This is a genomic window from Prevotella histicola (assembly GCF_055385135.1).
Window position 1 is genome coordinate 211,341 of record NZ_AP043793.1, and the last position, 15,044, is coordinate 226,384.

16 protein-coding genes are annotated in these 15,044 nt (G+C 37.6%); 7 read left to right on the top strand and 9 right to left on the bottom strand.

What is annotated here, in order from left to right; translation table 11 throughout:
- Positions 1–17: 17 nt before the first annotated feature.
- A complete protein-coding gene (locus tag ACZ48L_RS00910; protein WP_008822345.1) occupies positions 18–1,328 on the bottom strand; it encodes a hypothetical protein in 1,311 nt (436 codons plus the stop codon).
- A 398-nt stretch (positions 1,329–1,726) separates the two neighbouring features.
- Here ACZ48L_RS00910 and ACZ48L_RS00915 point away from each other — a divergent pair, with 398 nt between their 5' ends.
- Positions 1,727–2,683 carry a LuxR C-terminal-related transcriptional regulator gene (locus ACZ48L_RS00915; protein ID WP_025790606.1) on the top strand — a complete coding sequence of 319 codons (957 nt, stop codon included), beginning with the start codon at positions 1,727–1,729 and terminating at the stop codon, positions 2,681–2,683.
- 79 nt (positions 2,684–2,762) lie between these two features.
- Positions 2,763–3,377, top strand: a complete 615-nt coding sequence (locus ACZ48L_RS00920; RefSeq protein WP_025790604.1) for a response regulator transcription factor — start codon at positions 2,763–2,765, stop codon at positions 3,375–3,377.
- 18 nt (positions 3,378–3,395) lie between these two features.
- Here ACZ48L_RS00920 and cls read toward each other — a convergent pair whose 3' ends face one another.
- From cls to kdsA, 3 genes are all read right to left on the bottom strand, one after another.
- Positions 3,396–4,745: a cardiolipin synthase gene (cls, locus tag ACZ48L_RS00925; RefSeq protein ID WP_279181249.1), complete on the bottom strand. Its 1,350-nt coding sequence runs from the start codon at positions 4,743–4,745 to the stop codon at positions 3,396–3,398.
- 90 nt (positions 4,746–4,835) lie between these two features.
- Positions 4,836–5,807, bottom strand: a complete 972-nt coding sequence (locus ACZ48L_RS00930) for a KpsF/GutQ family sugar-phosphate isomerase (protein WP_025790602.1) — start codon at positions 5,805–5,807, stop codon at positions 4,836–4,838.
- Complete coding sequence (gene kdsA, locus ACZ48L_RS00935) at positions 5,804–6,562, bottom strand: 3-deoxy-8-phosphooctulonate synthase (protein WP_025790600.1); 759 nt, start codon at positions 6,560–6,562, stop codon at positions 5,804–5,806. Before kdsA ends, ACZ48L_RS00930 begins: the two co-directional genes overlap by 4 nt.
- Positions 6,563–6,828: 266 nt before the next feature.
- On the opposite strand from kdsA, the gene ACZ48L_RS00940 reads away from it, so the two are divergent.
- A complete protein-coding gene (locus ACZ48L_RS00940) occupies positions 6,829–7,383 on the top strand; it encodes an outer membrane beta-barrel protein (protein WP_025790599.1) in 555 nt (184 codons plus the stop codon).
- A gap of 504 nt (positions 7,384–7,887) precedes the next feature.
- Here ACZ48L_RS00940 and ACZ48L_RS00945 read toward each other — a convergent pair.
- From ACZ48L_RS00945 to ACZ48L_RS00965, 5 genes are all read right to left on the bottom strand, one after another.
- Entirely contained in the window at positions 7,888–8,400 is a 513-nt protein-coding gene (locus ACZ48L_RS00945; RefSeq protein WP_025790598.1) for a hypothetical protein, read from the bottom strand.
- A 115-nt stretch (positions 8,401–8,515) separates the two neighbouring features.
- Positions 8,516–9,091 carry a crossover junction endodeoxyribonuclease RuvC gene (gene ruvC, locus ACZ48L_RS00950; protein WP_025790597.1) on the bottom strand — a complete coding sequence of 192 codons (576 nt, stop codon included), beginning with the start codon at positions 9,089–9,091 and terminating at the stop codon, positions 8,516–8,518.
- Between the two features lie 14 nt (positions 9,092–9,105).
- Positions 9,106–9,750, bottom strand: a complete 645-nt coding sequence (locus ACZ48L_RS00955) for an MBL fold metallo-hydrolase (protein WP_025790596.1) — start codon at positions 9,748–9,750, stop codon at positions 9,106–9,108.
- Between the two features lie 67 nt (positions 9,751–9,817).
- Complete coding sequence (gene rsmG / locus ACZ48L_RS00960) at positions 9,818–10,441, bottom strand: 16S rRNA (guanine(527)-N(7))-methyltransferase RsmG (protein ID WP_025790594.1); 624 nt, start codon at positions 10,439–10,441, stop codon at positions 9,818–9,820.
- Positions 10,442–10,494: 53 nt separating this feature from the next.
- Entirely contained in the window at positions 10,495–11,262 is a 768-nt protein-coding gene (locus ACZ48L_RS00965) for an RsiV family protein (RefSeq protein WP_025790593.1), read from the bottom strand.
- 68 nt (positions 11,263–11,330) lie between these two features.
- On the opposite strand from ACZ48L_RS00965, the gene ACZ48L_RS00970 reads away from it, so the two are divergent.
- From ACZ48L_RS00970 to ftsY, 4 genes are all read left to right on the top strand, one after another.
- Positions 11,331–11,954 (top strand): HAD family hydrolase, encoded by a 624-nt coding sequence (locus ACZ48L_RS00970; protein ID WP_025790591.1) that lies wholly within the window; start codon positions 11,331–11,333, stop codon positions 11,952–11,954.
- A 50-nt stretch (positions 11,955–12,004) separates the two neighbouring features.
- Positions 12,005–12,823 carry a 3-methyl-2-oxobutanoate hydroxymethyltransferase gene (gene panB, locus ACZ48L_RS00975; RefSeq protein WP_219446407.1) on the top strand — a complete coding sequence of 273 codons (819 nt, stop codon included), beginning with the start codon at positions 12,005–12,007 and terminating at the stop codon, positions 12,821–12,823.
- Positions 12,824–12,832: 9 nt separating this feature from the next.
- Entirely contained in the window at positions 12,833–14,008 is a 1,176-nt protein-coding gene (locus tag ACZ48L_RS00980; RefSeq protein ID WP_219446409.1) for an MFS transporter, read from the top strand.
- Positions 14,009–14,092: 84 nt separating this feature from the next.
- A complete protein-coding gene (ftsY, locus tag ACZ48L_RS00985; RefSeq protein WP_025790590.1) occupies positions 14,093–15,043 on the top strand; it encodes a signal recognition particle-docking protein FtsY in 951 nt (316 codons plus the stop codon).
- Position 15,044: the final 1 nt, after the last annotated feature.

Sequence of the window (15,044 nt, forward strand, 5' to 3'; positions counted from 1 at the left end):
ATCTTTATACTCCTTTTTTATAGGAAGAAACCTTCGTATGCAATACCTATATTGATTGAGGGCTCATCATTGTACCCCTTCTTCAGATTACGATAATTGTATTCTGCCTTGATAGCAATTTGCGGGATAGGATAGTAGTTGATACCTGTTGCGAGAATGGTTCTGTTGGTCCACTGTTTGGTTGTAGCGTGGATGTAAGAATCATAGTGCTCGATATGTCCAAAGACATAAAGCCTCTGATTGTCTTCACGTAACTTGTGAATCTGGGAAAAAATATCATAGCCAACCTCTAGCATCATTGCCATAGCATGACTTCCAAAGTATTTACCATTACCTGATTCGTATGGTTTTACGTATTGAACATTAGGATATGAAAGCTGAGCAATCTCTTTTGCATTGCTCACATAACCATAGTCGATGTTTCCTCTTGCAATCCAGTTATATTTATTGTAAGTGAAGTCTAAACTACCAAGATATACATTACCCTTAATCTTTTTCTTCTCTCCCTTCTCACTGTCATGTGGGACATTGTTATGCATTGCCTGTCCTGCGTAAGTGCTGACACCAATGCGCAAACCTGGGATAGTATAGTTGTCTACACGGGCCAAGAAACCGTATTTATTTGCTACCTCAAATTCAAAAGGGCTTGAAGTTCCGCCCTGAATCCAGTTCGCACGACTGAAGTGATATGCATCTAAACCCGCAATCATTTGTGCTTCATAGCGGAAGTCGCCAGTACGTCCCCAAAAAGAGATTCCTGTTTGATGCCAGGTACAAGGTAAAATAGTATTTTCACCTTCAGGTCTATATACTGTAAAGAAGTTCAGAGGTTCGTGATGTGCATTAGTGAGGCCAAATGGTACTACAATATGACCAGCCTTTATGTTAAAAGCCTTACTGAATGATTTTTGAAGCCAAAATTGTTCAAGTTCAACTTCACCACCTTTTTCTGTCTCATGCTCAAATTCAATAGCTTCATCAGCTTCATATTCTATAGCAGATCCAGAGCCTCCATGTTCGAATTCTATTTCTGTTCCCATTGTCCAACCCTTTCCAAAGTCATAACCAAGGTAAATAACAGCATGGGGAATATCAAATCTTCCATGGCTTGGGTCTTTCTTATAGAGACTTGGTGTAGTATAGCGATTGCCATTATCGCTATAAAAATTACGAGAATAAGCTGCTTCGCCATAGCCACCGACACTAAGTTTGTTTCCTTTAGCATGGTTCATCACAGAGTCCGCAGCACTAACTTGTGCCATGGCTGTAGTTGTGTTAACTGATAGAGAGGCTGTTGCAAAAATAATTCCAAGTGTAAAATTATTCATTGAGAATCTTATATTAAATATTTAATTATTTTCCGCATGCAAAGGTAGAGTGAATTGTATAATCTAACAATACCTACTTTTGTTGAATTTTGACAATGTTATGATATGCATTTTGGACTTTTGGTACCATAAAACATCATCATAAGTAGGTATACTCTGAGAAGTCTTTGTTAAATAACTATAGTAAGAAAATAACTTTTGCCCATTTATTTTTCTTTCATATATACTTCATACCTACTATTTAATCTTATAGAACTGAAGTTGTCAATATTTACTAGTTATCTTTTATGTCCTTTACTAATAAATGATGATAATTTCTTTAAATACCTAATTATTGTTATTGCATCGTTGATTTTTTTTTTGTTATTTTGCATACAATATCATTACAGAAGGACAAGATGAAGAATCAAAAGATGTATGAACCAGATGATAAGATGATTTATCTTATCAGAGATAATTACGGTTTATTGCAAAGTTTGGGATGTTTTGGAATCAGTTTAGGCTTTGGTGATAAGACTGTACGGGAGGTCTGCGACGAGCAGAATGTAGATACTTACACATTTTTGGCAGTTGTCAATTTTACTATAAATGGGTACAAGGGGTTTGATGAAGTTGACCGTTTATCTATTTCAACACTTATGCAGTATCTTAGGGCTAGTCATTCTTATTATCTTGATTATGCACTCCCTTTTATTCGAAGAGAACTTACTGCAGCTTTGGATGAGAATGACAATCTAGCACGCTTGATACTTCGTCTTTATGATGAATATTCTCATTCTATTCGTAATCATATGCAATATGAAGAGAAAAATGTATTCCCGTATGTAGATTTATTATTAAAGGGTGAGACTAATGATACGTATGATGTAGAAACATATTCTAAGCATCACGGGCAGACTGATGTGAAACTTAGAGAATTGAAAAGTATTATTATTAAATATTTACCTTCGGATTCACATCATAATAATCGTCTTACTGCTACTTTATATGATATTTATAATTGTGAAGAGTGGCTTGCTCAGCATGCGCAAGTTGAGGACGAGATCTTCATACCCGTTATTCGCCGATTGGAACAGAAGAGTAAACAGAATGATGTAAGTGTCAAGATATCCAATATGATTACTCAGAATCCAGAGTCAAATGAAGTTCTTAGTGATCGTGAGAAGGATGTTATTGTATCTGTTGCACAAGGTATGACAAATAAGGAGATTGCTAATCATTTATGTATTTCTACGAACACTGTTATAACTCATCGTCGCAATATAGCTCGTAAGTTACAGATACATTCTCCTGCAGGACTTACTATCTATGCTATTGTTAATAATTTAGTAGATATTAGTAGCGTAAAACTGTAATAATAAAGATGGTTAATATAATTTAGTGCATCAATTCGCTTGCCTTTCTTGATAATAATTTATACCTTTGTCTACGAATATGGAAGATATTGAAATGAAGAAGAGAGGCCGTCCTAAAATGGCTATAGTCGATCCTAATACGCTTGCTGTCTTAGGTCTAAAGCAGATATTGCAGAATGTGATGCCTATTATGGTTGTAGAGACTTTCTCTACATTCCAAGAATTTAGTGATGCTGGGCCTGACACTTTTTATCATTATTTTGTAGCGCAGGTTGTTGTTTTAGAGAATAGACAATTCTTTTCTCAGCAAATCCATAAGACCATCGTTCTTACGATAACCAAAGATCCCAATTCTCAACTGTCCGGTTTCCATAGTTTTTGTATTAATGTCCCCGAAGAAGAGCTGGTAAAAGCTATTCTTAAGATTGAACAGTATGGGCATTCTGGTGGCAAAAATTTACCAGAAATGCCCCAGGTCCTAAAGAATAAAATACTTAGTAACCGTGAGATAGAGGTATTGTCTCTGATCGTGCAGGGACTGATAAATAAAGAAATCGCAGAAAAATTGAGTATTAGTCTTACGACAGTTATAACACATCGTAAGAATATTATGGAGAAATTAGGGATGAAAAGTGTTTCAGCCCTGACTATTTATGCCGTTATGCACGGTTATATAGATATAAATAAGATTTAGTTAAAATCCTTTCCCCTATTACAAAAAAGGTGATAGAAGGTGTGCAAACCAGCCTCGGAATCGTTGCCATGGTGTTCGCCATTGTTTCCATTTCTCCTCTGTAAGCAAGAAACTATCTTTTTTCTGCTGCTCAAAAATTTGATTAAGTTCGTGTGTTGTACAAGCATCTATTATTACTGCATTTTCTTCGCGGTCCCATCTGAGGCTTCTTGCATTTAAATTTGCTGATCCAACTGTACAGAATTGCCCATCAACCATTATGATCTTTGTATGATGAAAGCCTGGCTTGTATAGCCAGATTTGGCAGCCAGCTTTCATTAGTTGATGTGCATTAAAAAATCCACAATCTGGTGTTAACGGGATGTCGCTCTTGACACTTAACAGGATCTCTACTTTTACTCCTCTCTTTATAGCATTTCTAAAAGCTTTCTTCAGTGAATGAGATAGTGTGAAGTAAGGATTTATGAGCTTAATGCTATCTTTTGCATCGTTGATAGCATTGACATAAAAATATCTGATAATGTCTTTTGTTACATGTGGTTCACGGTTAATAATACCGACCATTTTGTTTCCAGCACTTCGACAAGTGTCTTTCTTTAGATCATTTATGTAATCTGCATTAGTGATTCCTCGATAATATTTTGCCCCATGAACCTTTTGTCCAGAAACTAAAAACCACATACGTAAGAAGATCTTCTGCAAAGTATTAACTTCATCACCTTCTATTCTACAGTGCATATCATGCCAGGAACCTACAATCTCAGTCCCTTTAATATAATAGTCTGCAACATTCATCCCTCCGGTGTATGCAATCTTTCCATCGATGATAACTATCTTGCGGTGGTCTCGGTTAAAGATGTCTTGCAGCCATGGAAATTCCATTGGTTTGAATTCATATATCTCTATGCCTTGCTTACGTATAGCCTCTATTTTATGTTTCTTCATAGGACGGTTATTGCTGGCATTGCCAAAACCATCAAAAACAGCCCTTACTTCTACACCCTCCTTTGCTTTTGCTGCTAAATGGTGTATCAGCTCGTTATTGATAGAATCATTGCGAAAATTAAAATATTCAAGGTGGATACTTGATTTGGCCTGATCAATAGCTTTGAATAAATCATCAAATTTCTCCTGACCTGTTGTAAGAAGCGTAACAGAGTTGTTATGTGAGAACCTTACTCCCTTCTTTCTCAATTGTTTAACGATTAGCGAATCTGCTCTATATATTATAGTATCAGCTGGTCCTATTAAATATCCTATCTTCCTATTGTTTTCTGCAAAAGTTTTAATCGGTGATAAGACACAGTATAACGCCATCACAATTGTGATGGCGTTTTTAATTTGTTTATTTTCTATTACCTTTTTCATCTTCCGTTGAGGGGAAATAGTAGCCTTTTAAATATAAGAAGCTAATATTAGCAAAGTATTAATGCCACGATAAAAGTCTTAAATTAACGGTTATAACATGCAGCTATAATGGTCAACAACACCCAATAAATGTTTTTCCTTGTCACATACTAATACAGTATGTATCTTATTGTGGTGCATGATCTGCTGTATTTCTGTAATCTTCGTTGTGGGTAAGACGATTTTAGGCTCCTTAGTCATGATGTCGCTGACTGTGTGGTCAAAGAATTTTGCTTGCCACCGCTCCATTGCTCTACGTATGTCCCCATCGGTAATGAGCCCTATTATTTTCCCATTATCAAGTGAGACTCCTAAGCCTAATTTTCCTTTGCTAACGTGGATAATAGCCTCGCCTAGATGCATATCCTTTGGTATGATAGGTAATTCGTCAGACCTCATCACATCCTGTGCGGTAGTTAGTAATCGTTTCCCCAATTCTCCTCCAGGATGAAACTGTGCAAAGTCTTGTGGTTTGAAGTCTCTTACACGCATGAGAGCAACAGCCAGGGCATCCCCCATAACAAGTGCTGCCGTGGTTGAACTTGTTGGGGCAAGATTGAGCGGGCATGCTTCTTTCTCAACCCAAACCTTTAAGTGCGCTGTAGAATATTTTGCTAACAATGAATCTGGGTTAGCACTCATGCCAATAATTGGGATATTCATGTGCAAAACCATAGGGATAAATCTTAAAAGCTCATCAGTTTGACCCGAATTGGAGAGTGCAAGAACGACATCTTCCTTTGTCATGACTCCTAAATCTCCATGATAAACATCAAGTGGATTAACAAAGAAAGCTGGTGTCCCTGTAGATGATAGGGTAGCAGCTATCTTAGCGCCAATATTCCCGCTTTTGCCAACACCCGTAACTATCACCTTTCCGGTGCAATGGTACATCAATTCGACAGCCTTATCAAAGTTCTCATCTAGCTGGTTGATAAGGTTTAGAGTAGCATCAGTCTCTTCTTTAATACATTGTATAGCGTATTCTTTGACTTTCTTTAGTCTTTGTTCTGCCCCAATCATAACAATTTCCCTATTAGTTCGTCCAGTTTGTTAAGCTCTAACATGTTGGCTGCATCTGATAGACCAGCATCAGGATTCGGATGGATTTCAAAGAAGTAGCCAGTCGCACCGAATGCTTTTGCTGCTAATGCCATTGATGGTACGAATTTACGATCGCCTACAGTCTTCCCTTCTCCTGCACTTGGACGTTGTACACTATGTGTACAATCCATGATCACGTTTGGAACAATTTCTTTCATATCAGGGATATTTCTGAAGTCAACAACAAGGTTGTTATAGCCGAAGCTGTTCCCACGTTCTGTCAACCAAACTTCATTCGCCCCACTTTCAAGACATTTTTGTACAGGATATCGCATATCTCTTCCACTAAGGAATTGAGCTTTTTTTATATTGACCACTTTTCCTGTCTTAGCAGCAGCAACCAGTAAGTCGGTTTGCCGGCACAGAAAAGCAGGTATCTGTATTACATCCACCACTTCTCCTACAGGTCCTGCTTGATTACTTTCATGGATGTCTGTCAATATGCGTAAGCCAAACCTTTGTTTAATATTCAGTAGCATTGATAAGCCTTTGTAAAGTCCAGGACCGCGAAAAGAGTGGATACTTGTACGGTTTGCCTTATCAAAGCTGGCTTTGAAAATAATGTCTATATCGTATTTCTCATTCAGTCTTACTAATTCTTCTGCTACAGTGTTCAGAAGTTCTGGGCTTTCAATGACGCATGGCCCTGCTACGAATATTGGTTTATTTGTCATACTATTATCTGATTACCCCTGATCAAATTATTTTTAAGCTTTAAATCTTCAAGAGTTTTACAAAGGTATATATAATAAGGTGAAAACACAAGAGTTTAACTTTCATTCACATCACTTTTGAAAAACTTATCTTTAAAATTTGGCAGAATGGTTTAAAAGCTTTTACTTTGCACCCAAATTAATAATACTCCCTATACTTTTAAGTGTTAGGGAGTTGGTAAAAAGAAAATGTATATTCAGTATTAACAATTAAAAAGTTTTCTATTATGAAAAAGGTTTTAATGACACTTGCAGTGGCTTTTGTAGCTGTAGCTGCTAATGCACAGGTTTATGTTGGTGGTAACGTTGGTATCGCTTCTTCAAAGATCGGTAATGGTGACAACGTAACAACTTACAAGGTTCTTCCAGAAGTTGGTTACAACATTAACAAAGACTGGGCAGTTGGTACAACTCTCGGTTGGGGTAAAGGTACTCCTGTAAACATTGAGGGTGAGTCTCGTAACTATTTTACAGTACAGCCATACGCTCGTTACACATTCGTTCACAGCAAGTATGTAAACGTATTCGTTGATGGTGGTTTCGGTTATACACACTACAATCACGCTCACCAGGCTTGGGGTACTCCTTCAGTAAACGAGTGGTCAGTAGGTTTGAAGCCAGGTGTTGCTGTTAACTTGAACCAAAAGCTTAGCTTCGTAGCTCACGTTGGTTTCGCTGGTTGGAAGTCTGTTAAGGCTGAGGGCGCAAATGATGACAGCCACGTATGGGGTGTAGACCTCGATGGTAACAACGTTACATTCGGTGTTTACTACAACTTCTAAAGAACTGTTCTGAACATATTTAATATTTATAAAGAGGGGTACGCCACTTAGACTGCGTACCCCTCTTTCTTGATTCTTTAATTTTTGGTTTCTTCCAAATAGTCTAATTATTTTAAAGCATTTAATACAGAACTTCGTGTACTGTACAGTCTTTCTTTATGACTATGTGTATAGCGTACTATTTGTTTGTGAGTACGGTTTATTTTCAACTTCCTCTTTTGTTAGGATAATTCGTTTTTGAATTTTAATAGATACTCTTTTGCTATGTAAAAGGGCATATATTGCATGGTAAAAGATGCCCTTTTGAGGTGTAAAAGGTGCCCTTTTACATGGCAAAAGAGCACCTTTTGAAATAGAATTTATAATAACCTGATAATCTGTGGGTTACAAATCTAAAAATAAGTAAGTCTACTTGGATATCTATACTTTGTAGGTGCACAATTTGTAAAGATATATCTACTAACAGGGGTACCTATATTTTCTCTGCGTATACAAGAAGCTTCGTTATGCGGCTAGCTTCTTCTTGACGTCGGCCAGAGCTGCCACCCAGTTGGTGTCAAGTGAAAACTGTGTGAGGTAATCCTCACGATTGTAGTATGCTAATACAATATCCTTATCTGGGTCATTGTAAAGTGGATGATTTATACTTGCATCACGGAAGATCTTCAGTATGCGAGTCTTCTCTCGTTGACTACCAGCACGTGCATATTCTTTCGTAAATAGATTTATATATTCGTGCATGTAAAATGCCATAGAATCAAGTTGTGCATTAAGATGGGCAATGTCTTTGTTGGATAGATGTCGTGTTGTATCTACGATTGCAGACAGTGTACGAGTGTTCAGATAGGTAATTGCATCCACTTTAAAGGATGCAGCTTTCCGTACGTTTACATCTTCAGTCTTGTCTGTTGCAACCTTATATGCACTTGAGTATATCTGTTTTGAAACGCGTTCTTGTGCATTGCCAGAAAGGACTGATGTTAATAATAATGTGATTGCAATAATCTTATTTTTCATATTTCTGTTCTTTTAGTTTTATTTTTTGACTTTCTGTTGTTTTATTGGTTTGGAACTGATGCCCTTGTTTTTACTTGTAGACATGTAAAGTTTGTTTTCTTATACTTTTAATAGCCTATCTTATCCTCTCAATATTCTTCCGAGCAAAATCTTTCCAAGAGTTGTAATGCTTTGTATCTGTTGTCGGTTTACTCATCTGGAGGAAGTGACAATAGGCTGCGGCAACGGCATCCGTAGCATCCATGAAGTGTGGCATTTGGTCATCTCTTAGATGAAGAAGTTTCTGTAGCATCCCTGCAACTTGCTCTTTTGATGCTGAGCCATTTCCTGTAATTGCCATTTTAATCTTCAAAGGTGCATACTCATTTATAGGTACATTATGGTGAATTGCAGCAGCAATGGCTACTCCTTGTGCTCTTCCAAGCTTCAACATGGACTGTACATTTTTCCCAAAGAAAGGGGCCTCAATGGCAAGTTCATCAGGGAGATATTCATCAATGATTCCTGTTACACGATCAAAGATCTTTCCTAATCGCAGGTAAACATCCTTCTCTTTTCGCATATCAATCACTCCCATGACAACAAGTTCAGTCTTATTTCCTCGCACGCGTAATATGCCATATCCCATGACATTTGTGCCAGGGTCAATACCTAATAGAATCCTTTCGGGCTGTGCAGTCTTTGCTTGCATGTAATTCTACGTTGTTATCGATCCATGTAGGGATTGTGAGCAAGCTCGTATCCAATAGTCGTTTGTGGACCATGACCAGGATAAACGACTGTTGCATCAGGTAGTTGGGCAAGCCTGCGCAAGCTACTTATAATCTGAAATCTATTGCCGCCAGGGAAGTCTGTCCTACCAATACTTCCCTTGAAGAGTGTGTCACCAGTAAAAACAATATTCTCTTTAGCACAGTAGAAGGATACAGAACCTTGAGAATGTCCTGGGGTAGGGATGACTTGGAAAACATGAGAGCCGAAGTTGATGTCTCCTTCAGCTGTTAGTGACAAGTTGCCTGCAGGCAGATCTTCAGGTAGTTCCATCCCAAACATATGTCTTGCGGCCTCTTTTGGTGATTGCATTAAGACTGCATCACCTTTCTCAACTTCTGGTTTTAACTTGAAAACCTTTTCGATAACTGCATCACCAAAGTGATGATCAAGATGCCCATGCGTTCCGAGGTTATGTACAGGTCTCAGCTTTTCCTCTTTTATATATGTAATAATTGCCTTTTGTTCACTTTCTGAGAGTGCTCCACAGTCGATAATGACACATTCTTTCGTCTCATCACTGATAACGTAGCAATTCTCTTGTATAGGATTTACAACAAATGTTTCTATCTTAATCATCTTGTATAGAATCTTGATAAAGTCTTTTATAAATAAATGAGAGGTATACTATGTAGTTTTAATAAGCTTAACTTGGAACATAGATAAGATACTTCTCTTTGAACCAATCCTCCTCAAACCATTGTGAAAGTTCTGTCTTTTCTGCAATTCTCTTGTATGGCATAAGTTCTCCTTCGAGATTCCCACCTTTAAGAGCAATGACACCATTGGGCAGAACGTTATGTTGATCACATGCAATATTCTTCTTGACGATCTTTATCAAGTCGGGTAGGGGCATGACAGCACGTGATACAATAAAGTCGAACTTCCCTTTTTCCTCCTCTCCACGCAGGTGTGCTGGTAGGACATTCTCAAGCCCAATGGCATTTGCTACTTCCTGTGCTACACGTACTTTCTTTCCTGTTCCATCAATAAGTTTGAAGTTAGCTTCTGGGAAAAAGATAGCGAGGGGAATACCAGGGAATCCACCTCCAGTACCAAAGTCGAGTATATTCGTTCCTTCACGGAAGTTTATCCTTTTGGCAATGGCTAGTGAGTGAAGCACATGGTGCTCATATAGATTGTCAATATCTTTGCGTGATATAACATTAATCTTTGCATTCCATTCATGATAGAGTGCATTGAGCGCAGTGAACTGTTCTATTTGTTTAGCAGAAAGTTTAGGGAAATATTTCTTTATAATTTCTATCATATTCTTTTTTTGTTATATGAAGGCTGCTATATATCAATCTGTTTTAATTATTATCATCTTTCAATAGCCACTCTAACCTCATGTTGGTTAATCTCTCCAGGCGTATAGATAAAAATGAGAGAGTCATCTGTAAGGATAAAGTTTTCTGTCGGATAGGGGTCGATTCCTATGAAATAGCCTTTTCTTTGTAGGCCTATAAGGTCATCATCATCAAGTCCTTCTTGTTCGGCTAACTGCCCAATAATTTTTTTTGTTAGCTCTTCTTTGTATTCTTTTCCACACACTTCTCCTAAATTCACCAGATGTCCATTCTTCGGATTGAAGTTGCGAATAATGGTATACTGTGTTAATCTGCCATTACCATTGTTAATTGCTATATGGGAAATGGCGGTAATATAATCATCTGCAGCCGCCTTTAGTTCCGTCTTAATGGTTAATTCGCCTATCAATTGACTTCTTTTCTTCTCCTTTTGTCGTATGAGTCTAGCTATCTCCATATACTCTTTTACATATTGTCTAACAAATGAAGATATGGTAATTTGTGGTTTTAGTCTGTTATGACTGATGGAGAAATAATCAGGTTGTAAGAGTCCCATTCTTAGAAGAGAATCATTGATAACCTCGTATTTTTTTCCTTTAAGATACGTGAAATCTACATGTACGTGGCATTGCATGTCATCTGACAAACGAGCCAAAGTATCAACAGTTACAATCGCTGTTGGTATATGCAATACTTTAGGAGTTTTAGTTTTTCCTTCACAGCTCATAATAAGGAGAAGTGAAAGAAGAGAAACCAGAGTGAGTAATGTTTTCTTTACCATATATAGGGGCAAAGTTACAAAAAAGATTTTGTAACTTTGCATTATAGTATATATAATAAATAGGAAGAATGGTAAAAGCGTGTTTATTTGATTTAGATGGTGTTGTGTTCGACACAGAGCCCTTGTATACTTTGTTTTGGAAAGAGATAGGTAAACAGTTCTGCCCCAATGTACCGAACTTTGAATATGTTATAAAAGGACAAACATTGGTACAGATATATGATAAATATTTTAAAGGGCACGATGAAAAACAAAAGGAAATAACAAGATTGTTAGATTTGTATGAGCAAGACATGGACTATAACTATGTTTCTGGTTTTGAAAGATTTATTAAAGATATAAGAAGTAAAGGTTTAAAGTCATCTGTTGTTACGAGTTCTAACCTTGAAAAGATGCATAATGTTTATAAAAAGCATCCAGAATTCAAAAGTTATTTCGATGCTATATTTACTTCAGAAGATTTTGATGAAAGTAAACCTTCTCCTGATTGTTATCTTAAAGCTGCAGCTTACTTTGATATTTCCCCAAAAGATTGTGTGGTTTTTGAAGATAGTTTCAATGGCTTGCGCTCTGGAGTTGCTTCTGGCGCTCGTGTGGTAGGACTTGCTACTACCAATTCTGTGGCTGAAATCCAAGTTTATACTAAAGAGATTATCAGCAATTATGAAGGTTTTAGTTTGTTAAATGATTAAAAAAGAGTAACTTTGCAGCCCAATATGAGAAATAAAAAGAAGGAAAGTATATGGGATATCTAACAACGGATAAGAAAAAGATAACAGCAAAAACATTATTAGAAATGAAGGCTGCGGGTGAGAAGATTACCCAGATGACAGCTTACGATTTTACTACAGCTAGTATTATTGATGCTGCTGGAATTGATAGTATCCTTGTGGGTGATTCTGCTTCAAATGTCATGGCAGGTAATCAAGATACTACTCCAATTACTGTTGATCAGATGATTTATCATGCACGTGCTGTTGTACGAGCATGTCACCATTGCTTAGTGGTTTGTGATATGCCTTTCGGCTCTTATCAAGTAAGTCGGGAAGATGGAATTCGAAATGCTATTCGAATTATAAAAGAGACTGGGGCAGGTGCAGTTAAGATGGAAGGTGGGAAAGAGATAGCTGATACTGTTAAAGGAATTGTTGATGCTGGAATCCCTGTTATAGGGCATCTTGGACTTACTCCTCAGAGCATTCATAAATTTGGAGGCTATGGACTTCGGGCTAAGGAAGATACGGAAGTAGAAAAACTCATAGAAGATGCATTGGCTCTTGATGCTGCAGGAGTTAGTGGAATTACTCTTGAAAAGGTTCCAGCTGCGGTGGCAAATAAAGTTACAGCAATGGTAAAAGCTGCTACTATAGGAATCGGAGCTGGTAATGGGACAGATGGGCAGGTGCTTGTGTATGCGGATGCTCTTGGCATGACATCGGGATTTAAGCCGAAGTTTCTTCGTCATTTTGCAAATGTAAATAAGTGTATGACGGAGGGAGTTATGGAGTATATAAGGTGTGTGAAAAGTGAAAGCTTTCCTTCGGAAGCAGAATCATATTAGATAATTATCATGGATACTCAAAATATACCTATTCATGTTCGTTTGTGGAACAAGCGCTTTTGGGCATTGGCATTAGCGAATCTCCTGCTTGTCATGTCGTCATACATGCTCATTCCCGTTATTCCTTTGCGAATGATGAATGACAGTTCTTCATGGTGGCAGATTGCTGCTGTACTCTGTTCTTTCTTCCTAGGAATGTATTTTTTGGGTGGATGTTCTGCTTATTGGGTACAACAATATCGGCGTAAGTCTGTTTTTGTTGTTTCGACTCTTCTCCTTCTGGCTGTAACAATGACAATTTATTACCTGTATAAAATGCAGGATGGATTTACTAATTATCTTCTTTTAACATTGTTAAGATTTATACAAGGAATCTTTTATGGGCTTTCACAGATGGTATTACTTGGTACGCTTATTATTGATACGGTAGAAGCTGTGCATAGGACGGAGGCAAATCATGCAGCTACATGGTTTGGACGTTTCTCCATATCATTAGGTCCATTATTAGGATTGGTCGTTTATCATCATTTTGATTTTAATACAGTTCTATTGTTATCTTGTGTATGTGTAATTCTATCATTACTACTTGTAGAACTTGTACGTTTCCCTTTTCGGCTTCCTAATGAAGATTTAAACCATTTATCTTTAGATCGTTTCTTACTTAAGGGAAGCCATTGGCTTTTTCTTAATATAGTTCTTGTGACTTCCATTTTGGGTGCTTTGTTGTCTATAGAGCATAATCCTTTATTTTACAGTTTGATAATGTTGGGCTTCTTAGTAGCATTGTTAGCTGAACGTTTCGCTTTTGCTGATGCCGATCTTCGTAGTGAGGCTGTTACCGGATTGTTAGTAATCGGTATGTCAGTCTTACTTATGTTGACACGTAGACAAGCGAGTGTAGGATATATTTCTCCTATTCTCATTGGGTTGGGTTATGGGGTACTTGGTAGTCGTTTTTTACTTTTCTTTATCAAACTCTCTGGCCATTGTCAACGGGGTACGAGTCAAAACACGTTCCTTTTAGCTTGGGAGACTGGTGTTGGTATAGGGTTGGCAGTGTCGTTTGGCTTGTTTCATGGTGAACATTCTTACATATTATGGTTTTGTCTGTTTGTACTATGTGTCAGTCTTATCTTCTACATCGGCTTTGTTCATTGTTGGTATATAAAGCATAAGAATAGATAAAGCAATAAAAGCCGAATGTAAGGCTATCTGATAAGTTTTGTCTGTTCCTTTTTTTTTATTATCTTTGCATCAAATTAGCTAATTATGGGATTATTTGGTTTATTCAATAAAAGTAAGAAAGATACTCTTGATAAGGGATTAGAGAAAACAAAACAAAATGTTTTTTCAAAGTTAACCCGTGTTGTAGCAGGGAAGTCAAGAGTTGACGATGAGGTCTTAGACGAACTTGAAGAGATACTTGTTACATCAGATGTGGGAGTTGATACAACCATTAAGATTATTCGACGTATTGAAGACCGTGTCGCTCGTGATAAGTACGTGTCAACAAATGAATTGAATGGAATCCTGAAAAGTGAAATAACAGCTCTTCTCACTGAAAATAATACAGGTGATAATAGCGAGTGGGAACTGCCACAGGATGTGCGACCTTATGTTATTCTTGTTGTAGGTGTTAATGGAGTGGGTAAAACAACTACCATTGGCAAGCTTGCCTATCAATTTAAGCAGGCTGGTAAGAAGGTTTACCTTGGTGCTGCTGATACGTTTCGGGCGGCTGCTGTTGAACAAATACAGATATGGGGTGAACGCGTGGGTGTTCCTGTTATTAAGCAACAAATGGGTGCTGATCCTGCCAGTGTGGCTTTTGATACACTGCAAAGTGCAAAAGCGAATGGAGCTGACGTTGTTATTATCGATACTGCAGGTAGATTACATAATAAGGTTGGCTTAATGAATGAGTTGAAAAAGATAAAAGACGTCATGAAAAAAGTTGTCCCAGAGGCTCCACATGAAGTCTTGTTAGTTCTTGATGGCAGTACTGGGCAAAATGCGTTTGAACAGGCTCGACAGTTCGCGGCAGTTACTCACATAACATCTCTTGCTATTACAAAACTTGATGGGACAGCGAAAGGTGGCGTGGTAATAGGTATTAGTGACCAGCTGAAAGTTCCTGTTAAGTATATTGGTTTGGGTGAAGGGATGGAGGATCTACAACTCTTTGATAAAACGCAGTTTGTTGATAGTCTGTTTAAGTAAA

What these genes read in the sequence shown, in the direction of transcription:
- kdsA (WP_025790600.1), bottom strand. Translation starts at nt 6,562, where the DNA reads ATGACAAATAAACCAATATTCGTAGCAGGGCCATGCGTCATTGAAAGC.
- ACZ48L_RS00940 (WP_025790599.1), top strand. Translation starts at nt 6,829, where the DNA reads ATGAAAAAGGTTTTAATGACACTTGCAGTGGCTTTTGTAGCTGTAGCT.
- ACZ48L_RS00930 (WP_025790602.1), bottom strand. Translation starts at nt 5,807, where the DNA reads ATGATTGGGGCAGAACAAAGACTAAAGAAAGTCAAAGAATACGCTATA.
- ACZ48L_RS00920 (WP_025790604.1), top strand. Translation starts at nt 2,763, where the DNA reads ATGGAAGATATTGAAATGAAGAAGAGAGGCCGTCCTAAAATGGCTATA.
- rsmG (WP_025790594.1), bottom strand. Translation starts at nt 10,441, where the DNA reads ATGATAGAAATTATAAAGAAATATTTCCCTAAACTTTCTGCTAAACAA.
- ACZ48L_RS00980 (WP_219446409.1), top strand. Translation starts at nt 12,833, where the DNA reads ATGGATACTCAAAATATACCTATTCATGTTCGTTTGTGGAACAAGCGC.
- ftsY (WP_025790590.1), top strand. Translation starts at nt 14,093, where the DNA reads ATGGGATTATTTGGTTTATTCAATAAAAGTAAGAAAGATACTCTTGAT.
- ACZ48L_RS00945 (WP_025790598.1), bottom strand. Translation starts at nt 8,400, where the DNA reads ATGAAAAATAAGATTATTGCAATCACATTATTATTAACATCAGTCCTT.
- ruvC (WP_025790597.1), bottom strand. Translation starts at nt 9,091, where the DNA reads ATGCAAGCAAAGACTGCACAGCCCGAAAGGATTCTATTAGGTATTGAC.
- cls (WP_279181249.1), bottom strand. Translation starts at nt 4,745, where the DNA reads ATGAAAAAGGTAATAGAAAATAAACAAATTAAAAACGCCATCACAATT.
- ACZ48L_RS00965 (WP_025790593.1), bottom strand. Translation starts at nt 11,262, where the DNA reads ATGGTAAAGAAAACATTACTCACTCTGGTTTCTCTTCTTTCACTTCTC.
- ACZ48L_RS00910 (WP_008822345.1), bottom strand. Translation starts at nt 1,328, where the DNA reads ATGAATAATTTTACACTTGGAATTATTTTTGCAACAGCCTCTCTATCA.
- ACZ48L_RS00955 (WP_025790596.1), bottom strand. Translation starts at nt 9,750, where the DNA reads ATGATTAAGATAGAAACATTTGTTGTAAATCCTATACAAGAGAATTGC.
- panB (WP_219446407.1), top strand. Translation starts at nt 12,005, where the DNA reads ATGGGATATCTAACAACGGATAAGAAAAAGATAACAGCAAAAACATTA.
- ACZ48L_RS00970 (WP_025790591.1), top strand. Translation starts at nt 11,331, where the DNA reads ATGGTAAAAGCGTGTTTATTTGATTTAGATGGTGTTGTGTTCGACACA.
- ACZ48L_RS00915 (WP_025790606.1), top strand. Translation starts at nt 1,727, where the DNA reads ATGAAGAATCAAAAGATGTATGAACCAGATGATAAGATGATTTATCTT.